Genomic DNA, 25,301 nt, shown 5'->3' on the forward strand with positions numbered 1-25,301 from the left:
AACGCTTTTAAACTCACACTTCATCAATCACAGCTTCATTGTTAAGTAAATTATATGAACAAATCTACGACCAATACGCTATCGCTTTGGTCTTTAACGACGCTTGTCGTCGGAGCGATGATCGGAGCGGGTATATTTTCATTACCTGCTGCATTCGGACGAGCAACCGGTGGGCTTGGTGCAATTATTGCCTGGGTGATTGCCGGTGGCGGTATGCTGATGCTGGCATTTGTATTCCAGAACCTTGCGCAAAGAAAGCCTGAACTCAATGCGGGCGTCTTTAGCTACGCTAAAGCCGGTTTCGGCGAATATCCGGGCTTCATTTCGGCACTCGGTTTCTGGGCGGGTACATGTATCGGCAACGTATCCTATTTTATTTTAATTAAATCAACATTAGGCGCTTTTTTCCCTGCATTTGGCGAAGGTAATACGCTGCTGGCAATCGCTGTCTCATCAGTTGTTTTATGGTCTTTTCATCTCCTGGTATTGCGGGGTATTAAAGAAGCGGCCTTTATCAATACCCTGGCCACCTGTGCCAAGATCATCCCTATTTTTGTATTTATCGCCATTCTGATAATGGCATTCAAAAAAGAGATGTTTATGCTTAATTTCTGGGGCGGGGCCGCCGGAGAGCCACCTCTCTTCAGATCAATCTTTTCCCAGGTCAGAAGCACTATGTTGGTGACCGTATTCGTATTCCTTGGAATCGAAGGGGCAAGTATTTACTCGCGTTATGCAACTAACCGGAAAGACGTTGGCCTGGCGACCGTATTCGGCTTTATCGGGGTGCTGTGCTTACTGATGTTAGTCACCATGCTTTCTTATGGCGTTATGCCCCAGGCCGAGCTGGGAGCCTTACGGCAACCCTCAATGGCCGGTGTTCTCGAAAGCATAGTGGGACGCTGGGGTATGATTTTCATCAGCGTGGGGTTAATTATCTCTGTCCTCGGAGCCTATCTTTCCTGGTCATTGCTCGCTGCGGAGGTTATTTATTCCGCAGCGTTGAAAAAGAGCATGCCTGCCGTTTTTGCACGCGAGAATCGCTGGCGCGTTCCCTCTTCAGCCGTATGGTTGACGAATATCGCGATACAGCTGTTCTTAATTATCACTTTTTTCAGCGATTACGCATTCCTGTTAGCCCTTGAGCTAACCAGCGCGATGACGCTTATCCCCTATCTTCTGGTTGCCGCGTATAGCCTGAAGCTGGTTATTACACGAGAAACCTACGAACAGTGCACAAAGGGATATTATAAAGACCTGGTGATTTCTGTCATTGCCACTGCCTATGCCTCGTTGATGATTTATGCCGGCGGATTAACGTATGTGCTGCTGTCCGCCGTTATTTATGCGCCTGGCACACTGCTTTATTACATTGCTAAGCGTGAGCAAAACAAGAAAATATTCTCTGGTACGGAACGAATATTATTTACCGCCATCGTGCTCGCGGCTTTGGCCTGTATTTATGGAATTATAAACGGAAATATTACCATTTAATTACTCTCTTAAGGAGATACTATGCAAGATATACCACTGGGTGTTCACTCCGAGGTCGGCCAGTTACGCAAAGTGATGGTATGCGCCCCTGGGTTAGCACATAGCCGTCTTACGCCGGGCAATTGCGACCGCCTGTTATTTGATGATGTCATGTGGGTAGAGCGTGCCCGTCAGGATCATCTCGATTTTATTAACAAAATGCGCGGATGCGGTGTTGACGTTGTTGAGATGCATGATCTGCTCTCCGAAACGTTGGCTAACCGTCAGGCACGCAACTGGCTCATCGAACAGCAGATTACTGCTGATGAAATCCCGTTGGGTTTGCTTAATGAAACACGCTCGTTTCTGGATTCGTTACCCGCAGATCGGCTGGCTGAGTTTATGATCGGCGGGCTTTCAACCTATGATTTGCTGAACAGACACAGGGGCGATAAAGAAGAACTTGAACTCGTCGGAAGAGCGACAGGGCTGCGTGAATATTTGCTCCCGCCGTTGCCGAATACGCTTTATACGCGAGATACCACCAGCTGGATTTATAACGGGGTTACGCTTAATCCCCTTTACTGGCAGGCTCGTCGTGAAGAAACGTTACTGACCACTGCTATCTATAAGTTCCATCCGGACTTCACCCGTCAGACGATCAATACATGGTGGGGAGATCCAACGCGTTATCACGGATCCGCCACCCTTGAAGGCGGCGATGTTATGCCTATTGGCAACAAGACCGTTTTAATCGGTATGAGCGAACGAACGTCCTATCAGGCCATTGCCCAGCTTGCATCTGCCCTGTTTTCGAACCCGTTTAGCCATGTCGAGCGCGTTATTATTGCCGCGATGCCGAAGCTCAGAGCGGCGATGCACCTGGATACCGTATTCACCTTTTGTGACAGAGATTTAGTGACGCTTTATCCCGCCATTGTTGATCAAATCGAAGTCTTTTCACTGATTAAGGACGACTCCCCAGGCGGAATGCGTCTGGAGCATTATTCAGAGCCGTTAACAGAGGTGGTAGCCAGGGCACTCAATTTACGCTCGCTCAGGGTCGTTGAAACCGAAGGCAATGTTTACGACACCGAGCGTCAGCAATGGGATAGCGGAAATAACGTGGTCGCCATGTCTCCAGGTGTCGTTATCGCCTATGACCGCAATACCAAAACAAACGACCGTTTGCGTAAAGAAGGCGTTGAGGTCATTGAAATTGTTGGGAGTGAATTAGGGCGTGGACGCGGTGGCGGCCACTGTATGACATGTCCATTAATTCGTGATGCCGTTGATTACTCATAAGGAAGAGAGATGTTTACACGTTCTGTTTTAATGTTGGCCGGTTTGCTGGCATTGGCTGGCTGTACTGAAAAACCCGTTGGTTCTGCCCATCATGCAAGTGCTGCGCTTTCCGGTCAGGTGATGGCGCTGTCGCACGGCACAATCACAGGGGTGAGATATATAACAATCCAAAACGACACCGGAAGCAGCGCTGCCGGTACAGTCGGGGGCGCGTTGATTGGCGGTGCTGCCGGTAATGCTATTGGTGGCGGAAGCGGCCGTCTGCTGGCGACGGCTGGCGGTACCGTTGCTGGAGCGATGGCAGGACAGTCGATACAACGAGGAATGGCGCGACACAATGCGGCTGAACTCTTTATTCGTCCTGATAACGGGCAAGAGTTCGTCACCGTGCAGCCTGCCCGTGAAGGTGAATTTGTCGTAGGGCAACGTGTAAATATTACCTCGCATCGCGGTCAGGTAACGATCTCTCCAGCTCAATAACACGCTTTATCATATCTGCCACAACAGGATGATTGTCCTTTTCATTAAGGATGAAAATTTTTTGTGGCAGGTTTTTATCTTTTATTCATTCCATGTGACCATTTATATCCTTAAGAAGGCATCATTGTGACGACTCATCTATTACAATTTTGGAATATGGCAGCCACCCTGTTTTCTATATTCTTTTTTATTGCGTATCTGTTTGTTATTTTCCAGATCGTTACTGATTTATTCCGTGACAATACACTCAACGGCTTCTTTAAATCGCTTTGGATAATGCTGTTACTTTTCATCCCGCTGATCACCTCTGTTTTTTATCTCATTCTGAGAGGTAAGGGAATGGCCAAAAGACAACGTGCTTACAGACTGGATGCGAATGCCGCAGCACAATATAGTCTTTGTAAATCCCCAGCGGAGCAAATATCAGACGCCAAAAAACTATTAGACCAGGACGTTATTAGCCAGGAGGAGTTCGAACTCCTTAAAAAGAAAGCCATAAATTAAATCACAATGACTAAGGATGGCGTAATATCCAACCTTAGTCATTTCGTTTTAGAACATCAGTCATCTCTGGCGCTATTAACAATTCGTCTCATGTTTTGTTAATGCGCTGGCCTATTTATTATTTTTTAACTACTTTTATCCACTGGAGCGTTCGCAATGAAAAGCACTACCCCCTGGCAGCCCTGTAAGGAAAAAATCGACTTTATCGGCGGCTTTTATCATTTATTTTTGTTGATTTGCTCTGTTTTACTCTGGAGCGGGTTACTTCTTTTTGCCACACGTGCCTATGGCCAGACTCATGCTGATGAAAATGCAGCAAGCTGGGGCAGCAGGATTGTTTCCGATATTACGCAAACCTGGACAGATTATGATAGCCACGATATTTATCTTCCTTTTATCAGCTGGCATAACCGGTTCATGTACGATAAAGAAAAGACCGATCGCTACAATGAAATGCCCTGGGGTGCCGGAGTGGGTGTTTCTCGTCATCACAGCAATGGCAACTGGAGTGCACTGTATGGAATGGTGTTTAAAGACTCACATAATGAGTGGCAACCGGTCACCGGCTATGCATGGGAGAAAGGATGGCATCCAGGCCAACAAAAAGATTTCAGGTTGGGATTAGGGGTGACCGCCGGGATAACGGCGCGTAAAGATATGGGCAACTACATTCCCTTACCGATTATATTCCCGCTTTTTTCAGCGAGTTATAAAAATGTGAATGTCCAGTTCACCTATATTCCTGGCACCTATAATAACGGAAACGTACTCTTCGGGTGGTTACGTTACAACCTGTAGCAGGGCTCAGCCCTGCATTACACTCTCGGTCTTTTTACTATCAGCGCAGGAAAGGAAATGTTTTAAGAGAAGAAGGAAGAAGAGTATCTGGATAAAAAGGAGGGTAAAGAAAAATGACTGGATTATATGCAACGACTCACCGCGAGCGTAGGGCTCGCGGTGAGTGTTTGTTTAGAATTGAAGTGCGGCGCCCAGGTAAGCACCATCAAGCAGCGTATGATTAGGCGTACCGGATTTACCATGAACGCTAATATGACGGTAACCCGCTTTGAGTTTCACCTCATCTCGTACCTGCCAGGCCAACCCAGCATCAACTTCAACATAGTTTTCGACGGCATTGTTCAGGCCACGTGGCGCGGTATAACCTTCACCATAGGCATACACCTCATCGCTGAAATGGACACGAACCCCGCCACCAATCGGTGCCGCAAATCCATTATCACCTTTCTTAGGCGCCATATAGATGGCCTTGGCACCTGCGTAAAGATCGGCTTTACCCAGAGACACCTGATAACCCAGGCCGACACCGCCAGAATTACGGCCATCATTATAATTGTTAGCCCAGTTTGCAGTATAAAAAATACCGGTCGGCTCTGGCGCAATTAGTGCATTTAACTCCGTATGTTGTGTACCTAACTGAGCGCCGATTTCAGCGGCGTTAGCACCAACAGAAAGAGTTGAAAGAATTGCCACTACTGTGAGTGTTTTTTTAAACATTTGTTATCACCTAATCTACATTAAAAAAAAGAAGTCAGAACCTTAAACAAGCTCTGTCTGGTGGCTTATTTTAGGGGGCGATGTTATATGAAGTTCAAACAAACAAGAGATCCTCACTCACAATACTCTCATTCATTAATCATCGAGGTGGCAGCTGCGCACGCTATAAAATGACGTGTGTTTAAGTTCCATCTATCTTTTCGCACTAGAATGCCTCTTTATTTTCACCGAAACCAGTGAGGAAACCATGTTCCCGGAAGAAAATATCAGACGGCCCAAAAAACCAAACTTTATCCGTTATCTTTTTCTGTTCAACCTTTTATTGCTGCCCCTTTTCATGATTGTGGCACGCCTGGTCTGGGGACAGGATTTCTTTTCTGTTTCCCCCAATGGCGCTTTGTTCTGGCCGGGCGCTGTCTCGCACGTTTTATTGCTGGGCGGAGTTTGGTTGTTTTTAGATGTTCTGTTTATGATTTGGTTTTACCTTACCAACAAAAAAAACTGAGGAGCAACGCTTATGCTGCTATTTATTTCATGGCTTTTTGCATTAGTTGGCAGTGAATTACTGCTGTTACAGATCAATTCAGTAAGCATTATCATGCCTCTCTTATATTTATCTATGGGGATAATGTATTTATATCAAAAGAATAAAATAAGGAATATGTTATGGCTAGATGCAAACTTAAAAAAAACACGCATCCTCAACCTCAAGGTTCTGTTTGTGGCAGCGCTTAGTATTATGTTATCTATCGTCGCGCATATCAATTTCGCCATTAACTCCTTGCTGATCATGCAATGGTTAAAAGCATAGTTTATGCGATGTCCATATCTTTATTCTGTGCCCCCATCATCAACCACGCTGCGCTTTAAAACCTAAATACAGCAGATATCAGGTTGAATATCTATGTTTAGAGGATTTATGCGCAAGAAAAGTATTAGAGTGTTGAAGCGTTGTATTTTTATCCTTTTGGGCTTCACGCTTTGTGCAATGACAGGCCTGTTTTATTGGGTACAGCGTAGCGGCGAACTCCAGCCCTGGCATACTTTTGTCCCTAATGAATTACGCGAACACGAGATCGATCGGGCCGACTGGGATGACTATATCAATGCTGAAAACGCCCTCTTCATGGAGGTGCATAACAATGTCGTTATGAAGCAAACCGATCAGGATACAACGAGTTTTAATCGTTATAACCCGTCAAGCCCGGTATTTCCGGACACCCTTCCCACAGACTGGAATCGATCCTACATCATGCGCCCACAGGCGGAACCGAGAGGGGCTGTCGTGTTACTGCATGGACTTACGGACTCCCCTTACAGCCTGCAGCATATTGCCCGGCTCTATCAAAAAGAAGGGTTTGTCGCCATCGGGATCCGTCTACCTGCCCATGGAACCGTACCCGGGGCATTAACGGATGTAAAATGGCAGGACTGGCTGGCAGCAACGCGTCTTGCGGTGCGCGAGGCAACAAAAATGACCCATGCGGATGCGCCGCTGCATATTGTTGGTTTTTCCAATGGTGGGGCGTTGGCCATGAAATATGCCATCGATGCCCTTGATGATGAGAGCCTGAAGAAGCCACAACAAATTGTCCTGATTTCTCCCATGATAGGCATAAGCCGCTTTGCTCGGTTTTCGGGAATGGCCGAATGGACAGCCTTTCTCCCGGCCTTTTCTCGTGCGGCCTGGTTAGGTCTGGTACCAGAATTTAATCCTTTTAAATATAACTCTTTTCCCGTGAATGGTGCGCGGCAGGCTTATCTTCTGACTGAGACATTGAAACGGGATCTTACGCGACGCAAGTCATCGGCTGGCTGGAAAGATCTTCCTCATGTGCTTACGTTTCAGTCCGTTCTTGATTCCACAGTCAGTACCCGGGCAGTGCTGGACGTGCTCCATCACAATCTACCGGATAACGGTAGCGAACTGGTGTTGTTTGATATTAATCGTGCGGTCAATTTTCGTGCACTGTTTCGCCACTCTTCGGATCGCGCGCTATCACACTTACTGGCAACACCACAGCGTACTTACACGACGACTATCGTCAAAAACGCCTCTTCAGAGAGTATGAACATGGTCGCTTCGACGCACTCAGCGCACTCAACAACAGCAGACGTGCAGCCCCTTAATGTGCGCTATCCGAGAGATGTTTTTTCACTCTCTCATGTCGCCCTCCCGTTTCCTGTCCATGACTCCTTATATGGAAGTGAACCCTATGAACCGAATCACTATGGTCTGAGTCTGGGTGTTTTACGCGTCAGAGGGGAGCGTGCGGTATTGCTGGCAGATATGGACTCCTTAATGCGTATCACCTCGAATCCGTTCTACCCCTATCTGATTGAAAGGATTGCTGGCGTCATAAGATAATGGAAGAGGCGTTTTTTAACGTCAGCTCATCGTTGGGGATAGATGAAATAAAAGACAACCGGCGCCAGAGTATAACATCCGTTATTCTTCGCCTCTTTCACCACTATCCCCATTGAATCGCTGGCTGCCGGTTAATTTGTCACTCCGGCAGCAGCCCCACAAAACTGCGTTTTTTGCGCGGCTCCGACATCAGCTCTTCGAGCTTATCCACGCAGGCCAGGTAGTGCGGCGTTTTTTTATGCGCCAGCACCGCCTCTTCGTCTTTATAGGCCTCGTAGATAAAGAACCGGGTTTTCACCCGGGGGTCCTGCAATACGTCAAAACGCAGGTTTCCCGGCTCCTGAATCGCGCCCTCGTGGTTGGCGCGAAACACCTCCAGAAACTCGTCCACCCGCTCGGGTTTGATGTTGATCTCCACTAACGTCACGTTCATTCTGCTTCTCCCTGTTTCTCTTCCTGCCAGAACTGGAACGCCTCCCGGGCGCTCATGTTCTCGTGAACCACTTTCTTCACCGCCTTCAGCATGGCGAGCGGCGCGCTGGACTGGAAGATGTTGCGCCCCATGTCCACGCCGGAGGCTCCCTGGTCAATCGCGCGCCAGCACATCTCCAGTGCCTCGTGCTCCGGCAGCTTTTTCCCCCCGGCGATGACGATCGGCACCGGGCAGCTGGCGGTCACTTTTTCGAATCCTTCATCCACATAGTAGGTTTTGACAAACTGCGCCCCCATTTCGGCGGCAATACGGCTGGCGAGCGAGAAGTAACGCGCATCGCGCGCCATCTCCTTGCCGACGCCCGTCACCGCCAGCACGGGCATCCCGTAGCGTGCCCCCGCATCCACCAGCTTGATGATGTTATTGATCGACTGATGCTCGAATTCACTGCCAATGTACACCTGCGCCGCCACCGCACAGACGTTCAGGCGCAGCGCGTCTTCCATTGCCACTGCCACGCACTCGTTCGACAGCTCGCCCAGAATTGAGTTACCGCCGGAGGCGCGCAGGACCACCGGTTTATTGGTGGCGGCCGGTACGGTGCTGCGCAAAATACCGCGGGTACACATCAACACGTCGGTTTCGGCGAACAGCGGCGCGATTGAGAGATCGATACGCTCAAGACCGGTGGTCGGCCCCTGGAAGTAACCGTGGTCAAAGGCCAGCATCACCGTGCGGTTGCTTTTTGGGTTGAAGATGCGCGAAAGCCGGGACTGCATGCCCCAGTCCAGCGAGCCACAGCCCTTCAGGGTGAACGGTACATTTTGCTGCGGTGTACCGATGCCAAAATCCTTACCGTCTTTGATGTCGTCTAAATCAGCCATTTGCTCCCCCGTCAGAAATCGTATTTGTTGATGTTCTCTTTGGTGAACACCACGCGCTCTGGCAGCAGCACGATGCCGTTGCCTTTTGCTTCATACTGGTAGCCCTGGACGCTGTTCGGCTCGACCTTCAGCGTACCGATATCTTTTACCTCCACGCTGTCGCCGACGTTAAGATCGCCTTTTTTCAACAAACGATCGGCGACATTGACCGCAATTTTGCCCTGTTGCACCACATCCCACAGGCCGAAGGCTTTAACCGTGCCGCGCTCGACGTACGGACGCATGACGTTAGGCGTACTGAATCCGACAATCGCCACCCCTTCCCGCTTCAGGTTTTCCGCCGCCTGCGCCGCGGCAGGCAGAGCGTTGGCATCCGGGGCGATGATCGCATCCAGATCCGGGTACGCTTTTAAGATCCCTTCGGCGGTTTGCAGGGATTTGGTGGCGTCGTTATAGCCAAACTGGGTGGTCACAATCTGCCACTGGGGATGATCTTTTTCGATTTTGGCCTTCGCCTCTTTCACCCACTGGTTCTGGTCGGTGACGGTCGGGCTGGAGTAGAAGAACGCCACTTTGGCATTCGGTTTTGTCACCTGCTTCCCGGCCATCTCCACCAGCAGGCCACCGAGCTGCTCCGGGGTACCCTGGTTGATGTAGATGCTGCGGCACTCCGGTTTGGTGTCGGAATCCCAGGTCAGCACTTTGACGCCGCGCTGCATGGCGCGCTTCAGCGCCGGGCAGAGGCCATCCGGCGACACGGCGGAGACGATAATGGCGTTATAGCCCTGGTTGACGAAATTATTGATGAGCTGCACCTGGCCGGAGACGCTCGGCTCGGTTGGGCCGTCGTAGGTGACGTCCACGCCGAGCGCTTTCCCCGCCTCTTTCGCGCCATTGCCGCCGCTGGTGAAGAAGCCCACCCCCACCAGCTTCGGGATAAAGGCGATGCGGTCCGCCGCCTGCGCCGAGGCGAAGCTGAGGGCCATCGCCAGGACTATCAGTTTTGTTTTCATCTTACGCTCCGGATAGTTTTCTAAAGAGAGAACGCACCCATTCACGGTGCAGACTCAGCGAACGTCCCATCACCACCACAACCAACAGCGCCCCTGACAGCGCGCTCGACACCTGGTTGGGGATGCCGACCATCTGTAACCCCTGCTGCAGGTACCCCACCAGCAGCGCTGCCAGTGCAGTACCGATAACCGAACCTGACCCGCCATAAATATTCGCCCCGCCGAGTACGGCAGCGGTGAGGGCAGGCATCAGCAGATCGCGCCCCAGATCCGAGCGCGCGGAACCAAAATAGGAGACCATCACCAGGGCGGCAATGGCCGAGGCGACGCCCACCAGGCCATACAGCGCGTAGGGCATGCCGTTAACCGACAGCGCCGCATAGCGCGCGGCGCGCGGGTTCTGGCCGATTAAGAACAGATGCCGCCCAAAGCGCCCGCGGTGGGTAATCAGCCAGAAGAAGAGCGTAATGAGCGCAAACAGCACCAGCGGAATGGGCAGACCTGACAGGGTCAGGTTAGCGAACGCGGTAAAGCTGTCCGGGAAGCCGCCGATGCCCTCATAGCCCGTCGCGCCCGCCATACCGGAGAGCAGCAACGCCCCGCCGCCGTAGAGGTAGAGCGTGCCGAGAGTAATAACTAAAGGGCTGATACCCGTGTAGTGGATCAGCGCCGCATTCACCAGCCCGCACAGCAGGCCCAGCAGCAGCGTCAGAGGAATGGCGACCGCCATCGGCCAGCCCGATTGCATCATCACCCCCAGCGCAATGGCGCACAGGCCAATGGTTGAACCGAGGGAGATATCGATCCCGCCGCTGATAATCACCAGCGTCAGCGGCAGCGCCACAATGCCGATGCAGATAAAATCGCTGGTGCTGAACAGCAGCATGTTGATGTCGAGCATTCGCGGGTTGATGGCGCCAAAGAGCAGGATCTCCAGCACCAGTAAGATCAGCAGCGCGCTTTCCCAGTTAAGCTTCATTTACGCCACCTCTTTTTTGCGTTTGGGAAATGGGGTGACGTGCTTTCCCCCTCTGTTACCCGGCTGGAAGCGACCGTATTTCAGCGCCCGCTGATGACGCGCCAGCGCCTGGCGCAGACGCCCGTCGAGCACCAGCACGCCCAGCAGCACTAGCCCGGCGATAAAGTCATTCCACCACGCCGGGAGCTTAAACAGCACCAGTACGGTGTCGATTTGCGTCAGGAAAAAGGCCCCAAGCAGTGCGCCAATCAGCGTGCCCGTCCCGCCCAGCAGCGAAATGCCGCCGAGCACACAGGCGGCGATGGCTTTCATCTCCAGCCCGCTCCCGGTCTGGTTTGGCACAAAGCCAATCTGCGCGGCAAAGACAATCCCGGCGCAGGCCGCCAGCATGCCGTTGAGAGTAAAGGCGATCATCCGCGTGCGGTTAACCGCCACGCCCAGCTGGCGCGCGGCGGCAAGGTTATCGCCCACGGCATAGAAATCGCGTCCAAACGCGGTACGCGAGAGCGTCCACGCGCCGACGGCGGCCAAAAACAGCACCACCATGCCGAGCGGCGAAATGCCCACGGCTACGGGTTCAGAGAGGGATTTCAGCCCCGGCGGTAACCCTTCAATCCACTTTCCACCGGTCCAGAGCAGCATCGCCCCGCGATACAGCCCCAGCGTGCCGAGGGTGGCGACAATCGCCGGGATGCGCAGCGCCACCACCAGCAACCCGTTGAACGCCCCTGCCAGCGCGCCGACAGACAGCGCGAACAGCATCGATACCGGCAGGCTGTAGCCATTGTTCAGCGCCACGCCGACGGCGATGGCGGAGAGCCCCACGGTGGAGCCCACGGAGACGTCAATATTGCGGGTCAGCATCACCAGCGCGGCGCCAAGCGCCAGCAGGATCAGGATTTGCGCGCTGGCGAAGATCATCCCCAGCGTCTGAAGGCTCAGGTACGCCGGATTAAGCGCCACCAGCACGGCAAACAGCGCCAGAATGGCGAGAAACGCGCTCAGCTCGCGGTTTTTCAGTAACGTCTTCATGATTGTCCTCCGAACGCCAGCGCCATCATCCGATCGAGGCTGACGGCATGGCGCGGCAACTCGCCGCTGAGCACGCCCTGATGCATAACCAGCACGCGATCGGCAAGGCCAGGAAACTCATCGAGATCGCTTGAGATCATCAGCACCGCCACGTTCTGCGCGGCCACGCTTTTGATGAGCTGGTAGATATCGGCACGTGCCGACACGTCCACGCCGCGCGTCGGTTCATCGACGATCAGCAGTAACGGGTTGGCTTCCAGACAGCGGGCCAGCAGCACTTTCTGCTGATTCCCGCCGGAGAGGGTGCGCACGGTTTGATCCGCATGGTTGAGTTTGATCCCCAGCGCGCGGTGGTAACGCTCCACCACCGCGGACTCCCGCTTGCGCTGCTGCCAGAGAGACGGCTCGTTCAGCGCCACGGTGTTCCAGCGGATGGGTGCATCCAGGAACAGGCCGGACACCTGCCTGTCTTCCGGCAGATAAACCAGGCCTTTGTCCAGCCGGGCGCCCACGCTCTCGTGAGTGATCTCCTGATTCTCCAGCCAGACCCGTCCCCCACGCACCGGACGCAGGCCGTAGAGCGTCTCGGCAAATTCGGTGCGCCCGGATCCGACCAGCCCGGCCAGACCGACGATCTCGCCTGCGTAGATCTCAAGCGAGAGATCGATAAACCCCTCCCCGGTAAGATCGTCCACGCGCAATACCGGAAAATCCTGCGGCTGGGTGCGACGGTTTCCCGGCAGCGCCAGCCACAGTTTTTGCGCATCGCTTAAGCCTTTCTCCCGGCTCACCGGCGTCATGGCGGCAATCAGCGCGTTATCGTCGAACTGCGCGGTTTCCCCGCTGAGCACTACGGCACCGTCGCGCATCACCGAGACGTGGCTTGCCAGCTGGCGGATCTCCGGCAATTTATGCGAGATAAAGACGATACCGACGCCCAGATCCTGCAGGGCGCGGATCTGGCGAAACAGACGTTCGGTTTCACCCGGCGTAAGGGAGGCAGTGGGCTCGTCGAGGATCAGGATCGTTGCGTTACGCATCAGACCGCGCAGGATCTCCACCATCTGCTGATCCGCCACTTCCAGCGTGCTGGCGGTGGCATCGAGATTTAGCTGGCACTGCAGCTGCTGCAGCTTCTCCGTCAGCCGATTCTCTCTTTCCCGTTCACGCGGCAGGCGGAAAAGGATGTTTTCCCGCACCGTCAGATTGGGGAACAGGAGCGGTTCCTGGGGCACCAGATAGATACCTAACTTATGGGCCTGCACGGGCGTGAGCCGCGCATATGAATGACCTGCTACGGAAAGTTCACCGCTGTCCGGCGTCTCCACCCCGGCGATGATCTTCATCAGCGTCGATTTACCCGCGCCGTTCCCGCCCATCAGCGCATGCACCTGGCCTGCAAGCAGCGTGAAATCAATGCCTTTCAAAACCGGCACCCCGGAAAACTGCTTGCAGATGGCTCGTGCTTCGATAAGTGGGGTCATCATCGCTCCGCTATTGAACAAATGATTTTTAGATTTAATAATGTTCAAAAGCGTAGACGGTGAACTATATTTACAACCGTGCAGGGATCACAGTTTTATCGATTAAGATCCATCTGAGAAAGAAACTATCTAAATGATCCGTTTTGCCGCGTAGCTCACACTTTCGACCTGCGCCGTCACGAACATATGATCTAAATTTTTATAAGAGTTCAATTATGAGCGATAAACGCACTGCGGAAGAAGGTCGGTTTGCCGGGCTGGCACTGGCGGAAGAGGAGCTGGTTGCCCGCGTGGCCTGGTGTTACTACCACGACGGATTGACGCAAAACGACATTGGCGAACGGCTCGGCCTGCCGCGCCTGAAGATCTCTCGCCTGCTGGAGAAAGGTCGCCAGTCAGGGGTGATCCGCGTGCAGATCAACTCCCGCTATGAGGGCTGTCTGGCACTGGAAACCGAACTGCAGCAGCGCTTTGGGCTAAAGCTGGTGCGCGTGCTGCCAGCACTGAATACCCCACCAATGAACGTGCGGTTAGGCATTGGTGCCGCGCAGTCGTTAATGGGCGTGCTGGAACCCGGCCAGCTGTTAGCGGTGGGATTTGGTGAAACCACCATGAGCAGCCTGCAGCATCTGAGCGGCTTTATCAGCTCGCAGCAGATCCGCCTGGTGACCCTTTCCGGCGGCGTGGGGCCGTATATGACCGGTATCGGCCAGCTGGACGCGGCATGCAGCGTCAGCATGATCCCCGCCCCGCTTCGCGTCTCCTCCGCCGAGGTGGCTGGGATCTTAAAACGTGAAACCAGCGTGCGGGACGTGATCCTCGCCGCAACGGCGGCCGACGTGGCGGTGGTCGGGATTGGGTCCGTGAACCAGCGTCGTGATGCAACGATATTGCGCTCAGGCTACATCAGCGAAGGTGAACAGCTGATGTATGCCCGTAAAGGGGCCGTCGGCGACATTCTCGGTTATTTCCTCACTGCCGAAGGAGAGTGCGTTGAAGAGCTGGAGATCCACAAAGAACTGCTGGGCGTCACGCTTGATGAACTGGCGCAGTTACCTACCATCGTCGGCGTGGCCGGCGGTGTTGAGAAAGCCGATGCGATTTACGCCGCACTGAAAGGTCGCCGTATCAATGGCCTGGTGACGGAAGAGACAACAGCCCGCGCGGTGCTGGCCCTGACGTAACGGGGTAAGCCCTGCGCTAACAACGAGGCAAACTCATGAGTTACCTTTTAGCGTTAGATGCAGGGACAGGCAGCGTGCGTGCCGTTATTTTCGATCTGCAGGGCAACCAGGTTGCCGTGGGTCAGGCCGAGTGGCAGCACCTGAGCGTGGAAAATGTGCCGGGCTCGATGGAGTTCGACCTCAATACCAACTGGCGGCTTACCTGCCAGTGCATCCACCAGGCGCTGGATCGCGCGCACCTGAGCGCGGCGGATATCCAGTCCGTCGCCTGCTGCTCCATGCGCGAAGGGATCGTGCTGTATGACCGCAACGGTGAGGCCATCTGGGCCTGCGCCAACGTCGACGCCCGCGCCAGCCGCGAGGTGGCCGAACTCAAAGAGATCCACGACAACCAGTTTGAATCCGAAGTGTACGACGTTTCCGGCCAGACCCTGGCCCTGAGCGCCATGCCGCGTCTGCTGTGGCTGGCGCACCATCGCCCGGATATCTATCGCAAGGCTGCCACTATTACCATGATCAGCGACTGGCTGGCGGCGAAGCTCTCCGGCGAGCTGGCGGTCGATCCATCAAATGCGGGCACTACGGGGATGCTGGATCTCTTCTCCCGCGACTGGCGGCCAGCACTGCTGGATATGGCCGGGCTGCGCGCCGATATCCTCTCTCCGGTGAAAGAGACCGGCACCGTGCTGGGCGCTATCACTAAAGAGGCCGCGCAGCAGAGCGGCCTGCGTGAAGGCACCCCTGTGGTGATGGGCGGAGGCGACGTGCAGCTGGGCTGTCTGGGGCTGGGCGTGGTCCGCGCCGGGCAAACGGCGGTGCTGGGTGGTACCTTCTGGCAGCAGGTGGTCAATCTGCCGCAGGTGCGCACCGATCCTGAGATGAATATTCGCGTGAACCCACACGTCATCCCCGGTATGGCGCAGGCGGAATCGATCAGCTTCTTCACCGGCCTGACCATGCGCTGGTTCCGCGACGCCTTCTGCGCGGAAGAGAAGCTGATCGCCGAACGTATGGGGATGGACACCTATTCCCTGCTCGAGGAGATGGCGAGCCGGGTGCCCGCGGGTTCGCATGGCGTGATGCCCATCTTCTCCGACGCGATGCATTTTAAGCAGTGGTACCACGCCGCCCCGTCGTTTATTAACCTTTCCATCGACCCGGAAAAGTGCAACAAAGCGACGCTGTTCCGCGCGCTGGAAGAGAACGCGGCGATTGTCTCGGCCTGCAACCTGGCGCAAATCTCACGTTTCTCCGGCGTTAACTTCGAGAGCCTGGTGTTTGCCGGAGGCGGTTCGAAGGGGGCGCTATGGAGCCAGATTTTAAGTGACGTCACCGGTTTGCCGGTGCGCGTACCGGAAGTGAAAGAGGCGACGGCGCTGGGCTGCGCCATTGCCGCCGGAGCCGGGGCAGGACTGTTTGCGGATATGGCCACCACCGGCGAGCGGCTGGTGAAATGGAGCCGCGAGTTTACCCCGAACCCGCAGCACCGGGCGCTGTACGATGGCATGATGCAGAAGTGGCAGGCGGTGTACGCCGACCAGCTCGGTCTGGTGGACAGCGGGCTGACGACGTCAATGTGGCAGGCACCGGGGCTGGTGCGTTCCCCCTCACCCCGGCCCTCTCCCTAAGGGCTGAGGGATCCCCAGTAATATGGTCATGCCACCATGACCATATTACTGTACTCTTTTCCCAGCTTTTTCATCTCGTTAACTATATTCAGCCGTCTCACTTTCCCGGGCTCATGCCGGATGACTTCTTCTGCCAGACTCAGGTATGACAGCACCCGTCTGTGCCTGATGCTGCTTGCCTGATAGTGCCAGTGTAAACACTGCCTTTCTGCCCTGTAACCTGCCAGCCACATCACCAGGCTTGCCATTGCCGCGACCATATTCAGCACTTCCAGTCGCCCTTTTCCCTGACTCCGGCTCAGCCTCAGACCGAACCCGAAGCGTGGACTTTTGTCGTCCCGGAAGTTTTGTTCTATCTGCATTCTGCGGCTGTACAGGGCCATTATCTGGTGCGGCTCCAGTCCCTCTGCATTACTGAACAGCAGCCAGGGCTCCCGCGCGCTACTGCGGTGTTCCCGCTGTGTTTTCGGCATCCCCCCTTTTCCCTGACGCCCTGCGTCAGGGCGCTTATGCAGATAGAACCGGCCGTAACAGGGCGTTCGTGGTTTACGGGACAGGACACCGTAACCCACGCAGACCGGTTGTCCGGTAGCCTCAAGCTCACTGATTTTCATCCATTTTTTATCTCCGTCCAGCCGGAAGCTGATGCAGCCCCTGACCCTGCCGGTGAAGCTCCAGCCCAGCTGGCTGACATGCCGGAACCAGTCTGTCCGGAAGCCTGCATCCGTAATGATGGTGACGGCTTTATCTTTCGGGATGGCATCATGCAGGCGGTCAAGGAAGCGGCACTGTACATCACTGTTCTGCGCCAGCTCTGCGGGGACAACCTCACTCATAAGCGGCAGTGAGCGACCATTACAGACCAGGCTTGCCCGCAGAAGATACCAGTTCCTGTCATGCCAGCCTGTCCAGTCGACAGCAATCACACAGAAGGGCATCAGGGAGGTGATGGTATGTGTGAGCAGGTGCTGAATACGGGGAATATCCCGGTGAAGGGCGGTATTACCCAGGGCACGGTCAACACGTTTAATTTTATTTTTGACGTGCGCTCTGCCGGGAAGAGTGCGACCAAGGCTGGTCAGGGTCAGATCCGCACCGTGCGTGAGGGCAACGGCCATGGAAACAAGGACATTAATCCGGAAGCTGTGAACATCCGGTAAAGACGCGGAGAAAAATTTCTGGCAGACTGTCTGTAAAGGCACGATGAGGTCTCTTCTGATTTGTTAGCGCAACCAGTAGATCACACTTCATCGTGCTTTTCATTTTTCTGGGGAACCCTCAGCCCTAAGGGAGAGGGAGATTAAGTCCCCTCTCCCTGTGGGAGAGGGTTAGGGTGAGGGCATCAGGCCACACCAATATTTGAATCCCATCACAATCACTGCATTCCCCTTTTCCCTTTTACTTCGTGCTGGCTAAATTAGTAACTCATCCGACCACATAACAATAATTTTACACTGGAAGAGACTATGAGCCGCTACCCGTCGCTATTCGCCCCCCTCGATCTGGGGTTCACAACGCTCAAAAACCGCGTGTTGATGGGCTCAATGCATACCGGGCTGGAGGAGCATCCGGACGGGGCCGAGCGTCTGGCGGCCTTTTATGCCGAACGCGCGCGCCACGGGGTGGCGCTGATTGTCACCGGGGGGGTGGCTCCCGCGCCATCAGGCGTGGGGATGGAAGGCGGAGCGGTGCTTAACGATGCGTCACAGCTGCCGCACCATCGCATTGTGACCGATGCCGTTCACAGCGAAGGCGGTAAAATTGCCCTGCAAATCCTGCATACCGGGCGTTATAGCTATCAGCCCAATCTGGTGGCACCGTCGGCCATTCAGGCACCGATTAACCGCTTCAAGCCGCATGCCCTCAGCCACGATGAAGTGCTGGCGCTGATTGACGACTTCGCCCGCTGTGCGGCGCTGGCGCGTGAAGCAGGCTATGACGGCGTCGAGGTAATGGGCTCCGAGGGCTATCTGATTAACGAATTCCTCGCCGCCCGCACTAACCAGCGTGACGACGAATGGGGCGGCGATTATGCGCGACGTATGCGCTTTGCCGTCGAAGTGGTACGCGCCGTGCGCGAACGTGCGGGCGCTGACTTTATTATCATCTTCCGCCTGTCGATGCTGGATCTGGTGGAAGGCGGCGGGACGTTTGACGAGACCGTCCAGCTGGCGCAGGCGATTGAAGCCGCCGGTGCCACCCTCATCAATACCGGGATTGGCTGGCACGAGGCGCGCATCCCGACTATCGCCACGCCGGTACCGCGCGCGGCATTCACGTGGGTTACGCGCAAGCTGAAAGGCAAAGTGTCTGTTCCGCTGGTGACCACTAACCGTATTAACGATCCGCAGGTGGCGGATGATGTCATCTCACGCGGCGATGCCGATATGGTGTCGATGGCGCGTCCGTTCCTGGCAGATGCAGAACTGCTTTCCAAAGCGCAAAGCGGGCGGGCGGATGAGATCAACACCTGCATCGGCTGTAATCAGGCCTGTCTGGATCAGATCTTCGTCGGGAAAGTGACCTCCTGCCTGGTTAACCCCCGCGCCTGCCATGAAACCAAAATGCCGGTGCTCCCGGTAGACAAATCAAAACGCCTGGCGGTTGTCGGGGCGGGCCCCGCGGGGCTGGCGTTTGCGGTAAATGCGGCGTCGCGCGGGCACAGCGTGACGCTGTTCGATGCCGCAGGTGAAATTGGCGGGCAGTTTAATATTGCCAAACAGATCCCCGGCAAAGAGGAGTTCTATGAAACACTGCGCTACTACCGCCGGATGATCGAGCTAACGGGTGTGGATCTGCGGCTCAACCAGTGGGTAAGTGCGCCAGATCTGCTGGATTACGACGAGGTGATCCTGGCGAGCGGGATCGCCCCGCGCACGCCTGCGATCGAGGGTATCGATCATCCTAAGGTGCTGAGCTATCTCGATGTGCTGCGCGATAAAGCGCCGGTTGGGGGAAACGTGGCCATTATCGGCTGCGGTGGGATCGGCTTTGATACCGCCATGTATTTAAGCCAGCCGGGCGAGGCCACCAGCCAGAACATTGCCGAATTTTGCGTGGAATGGGGCATCGACACCAGCCTGAGCCAGTCCGGCGGCCTGCGCCCGGAAGGGCCACAGCTGCCGAAAAGCCCACGGCAGATCGTCATGCTGCAGCGCAAAGCGAGTAAGCCGGGTGAAGGACTGGGGAAAACAACCGGCTGGATCCACCGCGCCACCCTGCTTTCGCGCGGCGTGAAGATGATCCCGGCGGTGAGCTATCAGAAGATCGACGACGACGGCCTGCACGTCATGATCGGTGGTGAGCCACAGCTGCTGCGCGTGGATCATGTGATTTTATGTGCCGGGCAGGAGCCAAAGCGCGATCTGGCGGATCCGCTGCGTGAGGCAGGTAAAACGGTGCATTTGATCGGCGGGTGCGATGTGGCAATGGAGCTGGATGCGCGGCGGGCCATTGCGCAGGGCACCCAGCTTGCACTGGTTATTTAGCGACGACGTCCCAGCTTCACCGCTTTCAACACCACGAACTTGTTGTTGGTGGCGATGGTGACGCAGTTACCGAAAATCTTCTTCAGCTTGTGGAAGTAGTCCAGGTGACGGTTCGCCACAATATACAGCTCGCCGTTGATTTTCAGGCAGCGGCGCGCATGGTGGAACATCTCCCACGCGACGTTATCCGTCAGGGCGTGCTTCTGGTGGAACGGTGGGTTGCAGAACACGGCGTTGAAGCGGAAAGGCTCTACGCCGGACAGCGCGTTATTGATCATAAACTCACAGCGATCCAGCGCCTCTGGCATGTTGGTTTCCACGTTCAGACGGCTCGAGGCTACCGCCATTGGCGATTCGTCGCTGAAGACCACGCTGGCTTGTGGGTTCTTTGCCAGCAGCGTCAGGCCAATCACGCCGTTACCGCAGCCGAGATCCACAATCTCCCCTTCCAGATTTTCCGGCAGATGTTCAATAAAGAAACGTGCGCCGATATCAAGGCCGGTACGTGAGAAGACGTTCGCATGGTTGTGGATGGTCCAGTCGGTGCCTTCCATCTTCCAGCTCAGCGTCTCTGGCGCGTCAGCCAGTTCCGGCGCGCTGAAGGTACAGTTGATCAGGCGCGCTTTTTTCCAGGCCAGCGTCGTGGTGGTCGGGCCCAGCACTTTCTCGAACAGCTCCAGCGTTGAGGTATGAATATCACGCGCCTTCGCGCCCGCGATGATGCGCGTCTCTGGCGTAACGACTTTCCGTAATGCACGTAGTTGCTGCTCCAGCAACGCCATGGTTTTTGGCACTTTGATCAGCACCACGCCCGGCGCCTGCGGGTAGTCTGCGGTGCTGTCGAGGAACTTCACGCTGGATTCATCGAGATCGTTGTGACGCAGGTTTTCACGCGTCGCCAGCTCGCTTAAGTATGAATCGCCAATGCTGTAAGGCGTGTGCGCCGCCAGGGCGCAGCCCAGCGCTCCGAAGGCATCATTCAGGATCAGAACCGGGCCGCGAATTTCAGTGTCATCCAACTGTTGCAGCAGATATTCATCCGCCGCTTCCCACGCCTGAAGCGGGTTAACGTCGTCCGTCTCCGGGAAACGTTTAAGGTTGAGTGAACGGAAACCGTTGTCTAAGTGGCTCATCGGCCCTCCTGAATGGTAAAATTTCGGCGTTATCCCTGAAAAGGGTGCGTGAGTATACCCGTTTTCAACTTATTTTGGGGTTTTGATGAACCAGCTGACTTATCTCCAGGGCTACCCGGAGCATTTGCTCTCCCAGGTACGCACGTTAATTGCCGAGCAAAAACTGGGGGCGGTGCTGGAAAAACGTTATCCCGGCACGCACGATGTCGCGACCGATAAGGCCCTCTGGCAGTATACGCAGGATCTCAAAAACCGGTATCTGAAGAGTGCACCCCCCATCAATAAAGTGATGTACGACAACAAGATCCACGTGCTGAAAAACGCGCTCGGCCTGCATACGGCCATTTCACGCGTACAGGGCGGTAAGCTAAAAGCAAAAGCCGAGATCCGCGTCGCCACCGTCTTTCGCAACGCACCGGAAGCCTTTCTGCGGATGATCGTGGTGCACGAGCTGGCGCACCTGAAGGAAAAAGAGCATGACAAGGCGTTCTATTCCCTGTGCTGCCATATGGAGCCACAGTACCATCAGCTGGAGTTTGATACCCGTTTGTGGCTTACGCATTTATCGTTAAAGAGTAATGCGCAGTAGCGCACTGGTTTTGCAACAATCACGTGCTACAGTGGCTAAAGGTTCCCCGCTATGGAGTACGTAAACGTTTATGATACGTTTCGCAGTCATTGGTACGAACTGGATCACGCGCCAGTTCGTCGACGCCGCCCACGAAACCGGCAAACTTAAGCTCACCGCCGTCTATTCCCGCAGCCTTGAACAGGCGCAGGCCTTCGCGAACGATTATCTGGTTGAACATCTGTTCACCTCGCTTGATGAGATGGCGCAAAGCGACGCCATTGACGCGGTCTATATCGCCAGCCCGAACGCCCTGCACTTCCCGCAAACCCGGCTCTTCCTCAGCCACAAAAAACATGTCATTTGCGAGAAGCCGTTGGCCTCGAATATCGAGGAAGTGGAAGCCGCCATTCAGTGCGCCCGCGACAACCAGGTGGTGCTGTTCGAAGCGTTCAAAACCGCCAGCCTGCCGAACTTCCTGCTGCTACAGCAGTCTTTGCCGAAGGTGGGCAAAGTGCGCAAAGCCTTTATTAACTACTGTCAGTACTCGTCGCGCTACCAGCGTTATCTGGACGGCGAGAACCCGAACACCTTTAATCCGGCCTTCTCCAACGGCTCGATTATGGACATCGGTTTCTATTGCCTGGCCTCTGCGGTTGCCCTGTGGGGCGAGCCGCACGGCGTAACGGCCACTGCCAGCCTGCTGGAGAGCGGCGTGGATGCACACGGTGTCGTGGTGCTGGATTACGGTGATTTCAGCGTCACGCTGCAGCACTCCAAAGTGAGTGACTCCGTCCTGCCAAGTGAAATTCAGGGTGAAAACGGATCGCTGGTTATCGAGAAGATCTCCGAATGCCAGAAGCTGAGCTTTGTGCCACGCGGCGGTAAAGCGCAGGAGCTGACGCAGCCTCAGCATATTAACACTATGCTCTATGAGGCAGAGGTCTTCGCCCGTCTGGTGGAAGACAACGAAGTGAATCACCCGGGGCTTGCGATAAGCCGCACCACGGCGAAGCTGCAAACGGAAATCCGTCGCCAGACCGGCGTGGTTTTCCCGGCAGACGGCGTGAGTACTGAAGCTATCGCGTAAAGCTGTGTAATGAATGACTGAGGACCATTGACGAAACTGATGGTCTGACATATTTTGTTACGAGCAAAGGGGAGTAACTTCCTTGCCGGTGGATCGTCATTACGATGCGTGCAAAACCGCATCCGGTCGCCGGGCAACCTTCGTGGTTGTAAGTGAGACCTTGCCGGAAGGCGAGGTCTATGCATAAAAAGCTAACGGCTATCGTCTTCTGACCATGGCCGTTTTTGTTTTTTATGTGTAAGGAAAATAGTATGCATTCTGTCGGCACTCCAATGTTGTGGGGCGGATTCGCGGTTGTCGTGCTCATCATGCTGGCAATCGACCTCTTTTTGCAGGGCCGTCGCGGCGAGCACGGTATGAGCGTCAAGCAAGCCGCCGTCTGGTCGCTGGTGTGGGTATCCCTCTCACTCCTTTTCTGCGCCGCCTTCTGGTGGTATCTGGCCTCGACCGAAGGCCGTGCGGTGGCTGATCCTCAGGCGCTCGCCTTCCTCACCGGTTATCTGATTGAAAAAGCGCTGGCGGTTGATAACGTCTTCGTCTGGCTGATGCTGTTCAGCTACTTTGCCGTGCCTGCTGCCCTGCAGCGTCGCGTGCTGGTTTACGGCGTGCTGGGGGCAATCGTCCTGCGTACCATCATGATCTTCGCCGGTAGCTGGCTGATAACCCAGTTCGAATGGCTGCTGTACGTCTTTGGCGCGTTCCTGCTGTTCACTGGGGTTAAAATGGCGCTGGCGAAAGAAGACGAAACCGGTATTGGTGATAAGCCGCTGGTGAAGTGGATCCGTGGTCATCTGCGCATGACGGACAAAATCGAGAGCGAGCATTTCTTTGTCCGCAAGAATGGCCTGCTGTTCGCCACCCCGCTGCTGCTGGTGCTGATTCTGGTGGAGCTGAGCGATGTGATCTTCGCCGTGGACAGTATCCCGGCTATCTTCGCCGTCACTACCGACCCGTTCATTGTGCTGACCTCTAACCTGTTCGCTATTCTCGGTCTGCGTGCGATGTATTTCCTGCTGGCAGGCGCGGCTGAGCGCTTCTCAATGCTGAAGTACGGTCTGTCGGTGATCCTGGTGTTTATCGGTATCAAGATGCTGATTGTCGATTTCTACCATATCCCGATTGCCATCTCGCTCGGCGTGGTGTTTGGCATTCTGCTGGTAACGCTGATTATCAATACCTGGGTTAACCGCCAGCACGATAAAAAGCAGCAGGCGTAGTGCGTTTTGCCGGGTGGCGCAGCGCCACCCGGCGCTTTCGTTAATCAATAGTTAAAAAACATGACGCAACACGTAAAATCCAGCATTTTACTCTTCCGCCTTTCCTCGCTTTCCCTGATACTCAACCAGGCAAACAAATACTTACATCCGGACATAAATGTGCCTTAGAGCACAGCCAGGATGGAACGCAATTTCACTCAGGAATAACGTATGAGCACACAATCACGCGGTCTGTTCGCGCGCCTGGCGCAGGGCAGCCTTGTAAAACAAATTCTGGTCGGGTTGGTACTGGGTATTCTGCTGGCTATGGTGTCAAAACCTGCTGCAGAAGCCACGGGGCTGCTTGGAACCCTTTTCGTTGGCGCACTGAAAGCCGTGGCACCGGTACTGGTTCTGATGCTGGTCATGGCGTCGATTGCCAACCACCAACACGGACAAAAAACCAACATTCGGCCGATCCTCTTCCTGTATCTTCTGGGCACCTTCTCCGCTGCCTTAACCGCCGTGGTATTTAGCTTCCTGTTCCCGTCTACGCTGCACCTAACCAGCGCGGCCGGTGATGTCACGCCGCCATCCGGGATTGTGGAAGTGCTGCGTGGCCTGCTGATGAGCATGGTCTCTAACCCAATCACGGCGCTGATGAACGCAAACTACATTGGCATCCTGGTCTGGGCAATTGGGCTGGGCTTCGCGCTGCGTCATGGTAATGAGACCACGAAAAACCTGGTTAACGATGTCTCGAACGCCGTGACCTTCATGGTGAAAATCGTTATTCGCTTCGCCCCAATCGGTATTTTTGGTCTGGTCTCCTCTACGCTGGCAACCACCGGTTTTGACGCGCTGTGGGGCTACGCACAGCTGCTGATCGTCCTGGTTGGCTGCATGCTGCTGGTGGCGCTGGTAGTTAACCCCCTGCTGGTGTTCTGGCAGATCCGCCGCAACCCGTATCCACTGGTAATGACCTGCCTGCGTGAAAGCGGCGTGTACGCCTTCTTTACCCGCAGCTCTGCAGCTAACATTCCGGTTAACATGGCGCTGGCGGAAAAACTGAATCTGGATCGTGATACTTACTCCGTGTCTATCCCGCTGGGTGCAACCGTGAACATGGCGGGCGCGGCGATCACCGTCACCGTGCTGACCCTGGCGGCAGTGCATACGCTGGGTATCGCGGTGGATCTGCCTACGGCGCTGCTGTTGAGCGTGGTGGCCTCGCTGTGTGCCTGTGGCGCATCCGGCGTGGCGGGCGGCTCTCTGCTGTTGATCCCGCTGGCGTGCAATATGTTTGGTATCCCGAACGAAATTGCCATGCAGGTGGTCGCAGTCGGCTTCATTATCGGTGTGCTGCAGGATTCCTGTGAGACGGCGCTGAACTCTTCTACCGACGTGCTGTTCACCGCTGCGGCCTGTCAGGCGGAAGATGCGCGTTTAGCGAAGAACGCATTACGAGGTTAACAGCAAAACGGCAACCCTGAGGTTGCCGTTTTTAGTGTTTGTCCCCTCTCCCGTGGGAGAGGGTCAGGGTG

General features: G+C 55.0%; 24 protein-coding genes. 15 read left to right on the forward strand and 9 right to left on the reverse strand.

Annotation, left to right across the window (positions count from 1 at the left end; all coding sequences use genetic code 11):
• The first annotated feature begins 54 nt into the window (after nt 1-54).
• The 5 genes from ACQG19_RS21570 to pagP all read left to right on the forward strand — a co-directional run bounded on the left by ACQG19_RS21570 (nt 55) and on the right by pagP (nt 4,560).
• Nucleotides 55-1,494 (forward strand): basic amino acid/polyamine antiporter, encoded by a 1,440-nt coding sequence (locus ACQG19_RS21570; RefSeq protein WP_129327521.1) that lies wholly within the window; start codon nt 55-57, stop codon nt 1,492-1,494.
• Between the two features lie 21 nt (nt 1,495-1,515).
• A complete protein-coding gene (locus ACQG19_RS21575) occupies nt 1,516-2,778 on the forward strand; it encodes an arginine deiminase (RefSeq protein WP_045293622.1) in 1,263 nt (420 codons plus the stop codon).
• A gap of 9 nt (nt 2,779-2,787) precedes the next feature.
• The gene (locus tag ACQG19_RS21580; protein WP_038985758.1) at nt 2,788-3,258 is read left to right on the forward strand and encodes a glycine zipper 2TM domain-containing protein; all 471 of its coding nucleotides are present in this window, start codon (nt 2,788-2,790) and stop codon (nt 3,256-3,258) included.
• A gap of 126 nt (nt 3,259-3,384) precedes the next feature.
• On the forward strand, nt 3,385-3,762 hold the full coding sequence (locus ACQG19_RS21585; RefSeq protein WP_029883828.1) for a zinc metalloprotease HtpX family protein: 378 nt from the start codon (nt 3,385-3,387) through the stop codon (nt 3,760-3,762).
• A 156-nt stretch (nt 3,763-3,918) separates the two neighbouring features.
• Nucleotides 3,919-4,560: a lipid IV(A) palmitoyltransferase PagP gene (gene pagP, locus ACQG19_RS21590; RefSeq protein ID WP_013098837.1), complete on the forward strand. Its 642-nt coding sequence runs from the start codon at nt 3,919-3,921 to the stop codon at nt 4,558-4,560.
• Nucleotides 4,561-4,731: 171 nt separating this feature from the next.
• On the opposite strand, the gene ACQG19_RS21595 is transcribed toward pagP, so the two are convergent.
• Nucleotides 4,732-5,277: a YfaZ family outer membrane protein gene (locus ACQG19_RS21595; protein WP_013098838.1), complete on the reverse strand. Its 546-nt coding sequence runs from the start codon at nt 5,275-5,277 to the stop codon at nt 4,732-4,734.
• A gap of 247 nt (nt 5,278-5,524) precedes the next feature.
• On the opposite strand from ACQG19_RS21595, the gene ACQG19_RS21600 reads away from it, so the two are divergent.
• From ACQG19_RS21600 to ACQG19_RS21610, 3 genes are all read left to right on the forward strand, one after another.
• Nucleotides 5,525-5,782 carry a hypothetical protein gene (locus ACQG19_RS21600; protein ID WP_023622126.1) on the forward strand — a complete coding sequence of 86 codons (258 nt, stop codon included), beginning with the start codon at nt 5,525-5,527 and terminating at the stop codon, nt 5,780-5,782.
• A 12-nt stretch (nt 5,783-5,794) separates the two neighbouring features.
• Nucleotides 5,795-6,088, forward strand: a complete 294-nt coding sequence (locus ACQG19_RS21605; protein ID WP_020689402.1) for a hypothetical protein — start codon at nt 5,795-5,797, stop codon at nt 6,086-6,088.
• Between the two features lie 108 nt (nt 6,089-6,196).
• Nucleotides 6,197-7,645 (forward strand): alpha/beta hydrolase, encoded by a 1,449-nt coding sequence (locus tag ACQG19_RS21610; RefSeq protein WP_246932625.1) that lies wholly within the window; start codon nt 6,197-6,199, stop codon nt 7,643-7,645.
• Nucleotides 7,646-7,784: 139 nt separating this feature from the next.
• On the opposite strand, the gene lsrG is transcribed toward ACQG19_RS21610, so the two are convergent.
• The 6 genes from lsrG to lsrA are packed head-to-tail and all read right to left on the reverse strand — an operon-like array spanning nt 7,785 to nt 13,470.
• Complete coding sequence (gene lsrG / locus ACQG19_RS21615) at nt 7,785-8,078, reverse strand: (4S)-4-hydroxy-5-phosphonooxypentane-2,3-dione isomerase (protein WP_013098845.1); 294 nt, start codon at nt 8,076-8,078, stop codon at nt 7,785-7,787.
• On the reverse strand, nt 8,075-8,962 hold the full coding sequence (lsrF, locus tag ACQG19_RS21620) for a 3-hydroxy-5-phosphonooxypentane-2,4-dione thiolase (protein ID WP_038420670.1): 888 nt from the start codon (nt 8,960-8,962) through the stop codon (nt 8,075-8,077). Before lsrF ends, lsrG begins: the two co-directional genes overlap by 4 nt.
• 11 nt (nt 8,963-8,973) lie before the next feature.
• Complete coding sequence (gene lsrB, locus ACQG19_RS21625) at nt 8,974-9,975, reverse strand: autoinducer 2 ABC transporter substrate-binding protein LsrB (RefSeq protein ID WP_047361247.1); 1,002 nt, start codon at nt 9,973-9,975, stop codon at nt 8,974-8,976.
• A 1-nt stretch (nt 9,976) separates the two neighbouring features.
• Entirely contained in the window at nt 9,977-10,954 is a 978-nt protein-coding gene (gene lsrD / locus ACQG19_RS21630; RefSeq protein WP_246932627.1) for an autoinducer 2 ABC transporter permease LsrD, read from the reverse strand.
• Nucleotides 10,955-11,986 carry an autoinducer 2 ABC transporter permease LsrC gene (gene lsrC, locus ACQG19_RS21635; RefSeq protein ID WP_094084851.1) on the reverse strand — a complete coding sequence of 344 codons (1,032 nt, stop codon included), beginning with the start codon at nt 11,984-11,986 and terminating at the stop codon, nt 10,955-10,957.
• Complete coding sequence (gene lsrA / locus ACQG19_RS21640) at nt 11,983-13,470, reverse strand: autoinducer 2 ABC transporter ATP-binding protein LsrA (protein WP_013098850.1); 1,488 nt, start codon at nt 13,468-13,470, stop codon at nt 11,983-11,985. The genes lsrC and lsrA overlap by 4 nt, the downstream gene beginning before the upstream one ends.
• Nucleotides 13,471-13,685: 215 nt before the next feature.
• Between lsrA and lsrR the strand changes: the two genes are divergently transcribed.
• Nucleotides 13,686-14,654, forward strand: a complete 969-nt coding sequence (gene lsrR / locus ACQG19_RS21645; protein WP_013098851.1) for a transcriptional regulator LsrR — start codon at nt 13,686-13,688, stop codon at nt 14,652-14,654.
• Between the two features lie 35 nt (nt 14,655-14,689).
• The gene (lsrK, locus tag ACQG19_RS21650) at nt 14,690-16,282 is read left to right on the forward strand and encodes an autoinducer-2 kinase (RefSeq protein WP_038985773.1); all 1,593 of its coding nucleotides are present in this window, start codon (nt 14,690-14,692) and stop codon (nt 16,280-16,282) included.
• Nucleotides 16,283-16,308: 26 nt separating this feature from the next.
• Here lsrK and ACQG19_RS21655 read toward each other — a convergent pair whose 3' ends face one another.
• A complete protein-coding gene (locus tag ACQG19_RS21655) occupies nt 16,309-17,484 on the reverse strand; it encodes an IS4 family transposase (protein WP_038418736.1) in 1,176 nt (391 codons plus the stop codon).
• Nucleotides 17,485-17,748: 264 nt separating this feature from the next.
• On the opposite strand from ACQG19_RS21655, the gene ACQG19_RS21660 reads away from it, so the two are divergent.
• Nucleotides 17,749-19,770 carry an NADPH-dependent 2,4-dienoyl-CoA reductase gene (locus ACQG19_RS21660; RefSeq protein WP_246932444.1) on the forward strand — a complete coding sequence of 674 codons (2,022 nt, stop codon included), beginning with the start codon at nt 17,749-17,751 and terminating at the stop codon, nt 19,768-19,770.
• On the opposite strand, the gene rlmG is transcribed toward ACQG19_RS21660, so the two are convergent.
• Entirely contained in the window at nt 19,767-20,903 is a 1,137-nt protein-coding gene (rlmG, locus tag ACQG19_RS21665) for a 23S rRNA (guanine(1835)-N(2))-methyltransferase RlmG (RefSeq protein WP_013098854.1), read from the reverse strand. The genes ACQG19_RS21660 and rlmG overlap by 4 nt on opposite strands.
• 85 nt (nt 20,904-20,988) lie before the next feature.
• Between rlmG and ACQG19_RS21670 the strand changes: the two genes are divergently transcribed.
• The 4 genes from ACQG19_RS21670 to sstT all read left to right on the forward strand — a co-directional run bounded on the left by ACQG19_RS21670 (nt 20,989) and on the right by sstT (nt 25,230).
• Nucleotides 20,989-21,492, forward strand: a complete 504-nt coding sequence (locus ACQG19_RS21670) for a YgjP-like metallopeptidase domain-containing protein (protein WP_013098855.1) — start codon at nt 20,989-20,991, stop codon at nt 21,490-21,492.
• A gap of 70 nt (nt 21,493-21,562) precedes the next feature.
• Nucleotides 21,563-22,561 carry a Gfo/Idh/MocA family protein gene (locus tag ACQG19_RS21675; protein WP_013098856.1) on the forward strand — a complete coding sequence of 333 codons (999 nt, stop codon included), beginning with the start codon at nt 21,563-21,565 and terminating at the stop codon, nt 22,559-22,561.
• A 251-nt stretch (nt 22,562-22,812) separates the two neighbouring features.
• Nucleotides 22,813-23,778, forward strand: coding sequence for a TerC family protein (locus ACQG19_RS21680; protein WP_013098857.1), 966 nt, complete (start codon nt 22,813-22,815; stop codon nt 23,776-23,778).
• Between the two features lie 210 nt (nt 23,779-23,988).
• Nucleotides 23,989-25,230, forward strand: coding sequence for a serine/threonine transporter SstT (gene sstT / locus ACQG19_RS21685; protein WP_013098858.1), 1,242 nt, complete (start codon nt 23,989-23,991; stop codon nt 25,228-25,230).
• Nucleotides 25,231-25,301 lie beyond the last annotated feature (71 nt).

This window comes from Enterobacter cloacae complex sp. 277I4, from assembly GCF_050031465.1.
Lineage (GTDB): Bacteria > Pseudomonadota > Gammaproteobacteria > Enterobacterales > Enterobacteriaceae > Enterobacter > Enterobacter cloacae.

Excerpts from the sequence above, each read along its gene's own strand:
- ACQG19_RS21610 (WP_246932625.1), top strand. The coding sequence starts at position 6,197 with ATGCGCAAGAAAAGTATTAGAGTGTTGAAGCGTTGTATTTTTATCCTT.
- ACQG19_RS21605 (WP_020689402.1), top strand. The coding sequence starts at position 5,795 with ATGCTGCTATTTATTTCATGGCTTTTTGCATTAGTTGGCAGTGAATTA.
- lsrR (WP_013098851.1), top strand. The coding sequence starts at position 13,686 with ATGAGCGATAAACGCACTGCGGAAGAAGGTCGGTTTGCCGGGCTGGCA.
- lsrF (WP_038420670.1), bottom strand. The coding sequence starts at position 8,962 with ATGGCTGATTTAGACGACATCAAAGACGGTAAGGATTTTGGCATCGGT.
- sstT (WP_013098858.1), top strand. The coding sequence starts at position 23,989 with ATGAGCACACAATCACGCGGTCTGTTCGCGCGCCTGGCGCAGGGCAGC.
- lsrG (WP_013098845.1), bottom strand. The coding sequence starts at position 8,078 with ATGAACGTGACGTTAGTGGAGATCAACATCAAACCCGAGCGGGTGGAC.
- lsrD (WP_246932627.1), bottom strand. The coding sequence starts at position 10,954 with ATGAAGCTTAACTGGGAAAGCGCGCTGCTGATCTTACTGGTGCTGGAG.
- ACQG19_RS21660 (WP_246932444.1), top strand. The coding sequence starts at position 17,749 with ATGAGCCGCTACCCGTCGCTATTCGCCCCCCTCGATCTGGGGTTCACA.
- ACQG19_RS21595 (WP_013098838.1), bottom strand. The coding sequence starts at position 5,277 with ATGTTTAAAAAAACACTCACAGTAGTGGCAATTCTTTCAACTCTTTCT.
- ACQG19_RS21600 (WP_023622126.1), top strand. The coding sequence starts at position 5,525 with ATGTTCCCGGAAGAAAATATCAGACGGCCCAAAAAACCAAACTTTATC.
- pagP (WP_013098837.1), top strand. The coding sequence starts at position 3,919 with ATGAAAAGCACTACCCCCTGGCAGCCCTGTAAGGAAAAAATCGACTTT.
- ACQG19_RS21575 (WP_045293622.1), top strand. The coding sequence starts at position 1,516 with ATGCAAGATATACCACTGGGTGTTCACTCCGAGGTCGGCCAGTTACGC.
- ACQG19_RS21670 (WP_013098855.1), top strand. The coding sequence starts at position 20,989 with ATGAACCAGCTGACTTATCTCCAGGGCTACCCGGAGCATTTGCTCTCC.
- ACQG19_RS21675 (WP_013098856.1), top strand. The coding sequence starts at position 21,563 with ATGATACGTTTCGCAGTCATTGGTACGAACTGGATCACGCGCCAGTTC.
- lsrA (WP_013098850.1), bottom strand. The coding sequence starts at position 13,470 with ATGACCCCACTTATCGAAGCACGAGCCATCTGCAAGCAGTTTTCCGGG.
- lsrB (WP_047361247.1), bottom strand. The coding sequence starts at position 9,975 with ATGAAAACAAAACTGATAGTCCTGGCGATGGCCCTCAGCTTCGCCTCG.
- lsrC (WP_094084851.1), bottom strand. The coding sequence starts at position 11,986 with ATGAAGACGTTACTGAAAAACCGCGAGCTGAGCGCGTTTCTCGCCATT.
- ACQG19_RS21680 (WP_013098857.1), top strand. The coding sequence starts at position 22,813 with ATGCATTCTGTCGGCACTCCAATGTTGTGGGGCGGATTCGCGGTTGTC.
- ACQG19_RS21580 (WP_038985758.1), top strand. The coding sequence starts at position 2,788 with ATGTTTACACGTTCTGTTTTAATGTTGGCCGGTTTGCTGGCATTGGCT.
- lsrK (WP_038985773.1), top strand. The coding sequence starts at position 14,690 with ATGAGTTACCTTTTAGCGTTAGATGCAGGGACAGGCAGCGTGCGTGCC.
- ACQG19_RS21570 (WP_129327521.1), top strand. The coding sequence starts at position 55 with ATGAACAAATCTACGACCAATACGCTATCGCTTTGGTCTTTAACGACG.
- rlmG (WP_013098854.1), bottom strand. The coding sequence starts at position 20,903 with ATGAGCCACTTAGACAACGGTTTCCGTTCACTCAACCTTAAACGTTTC.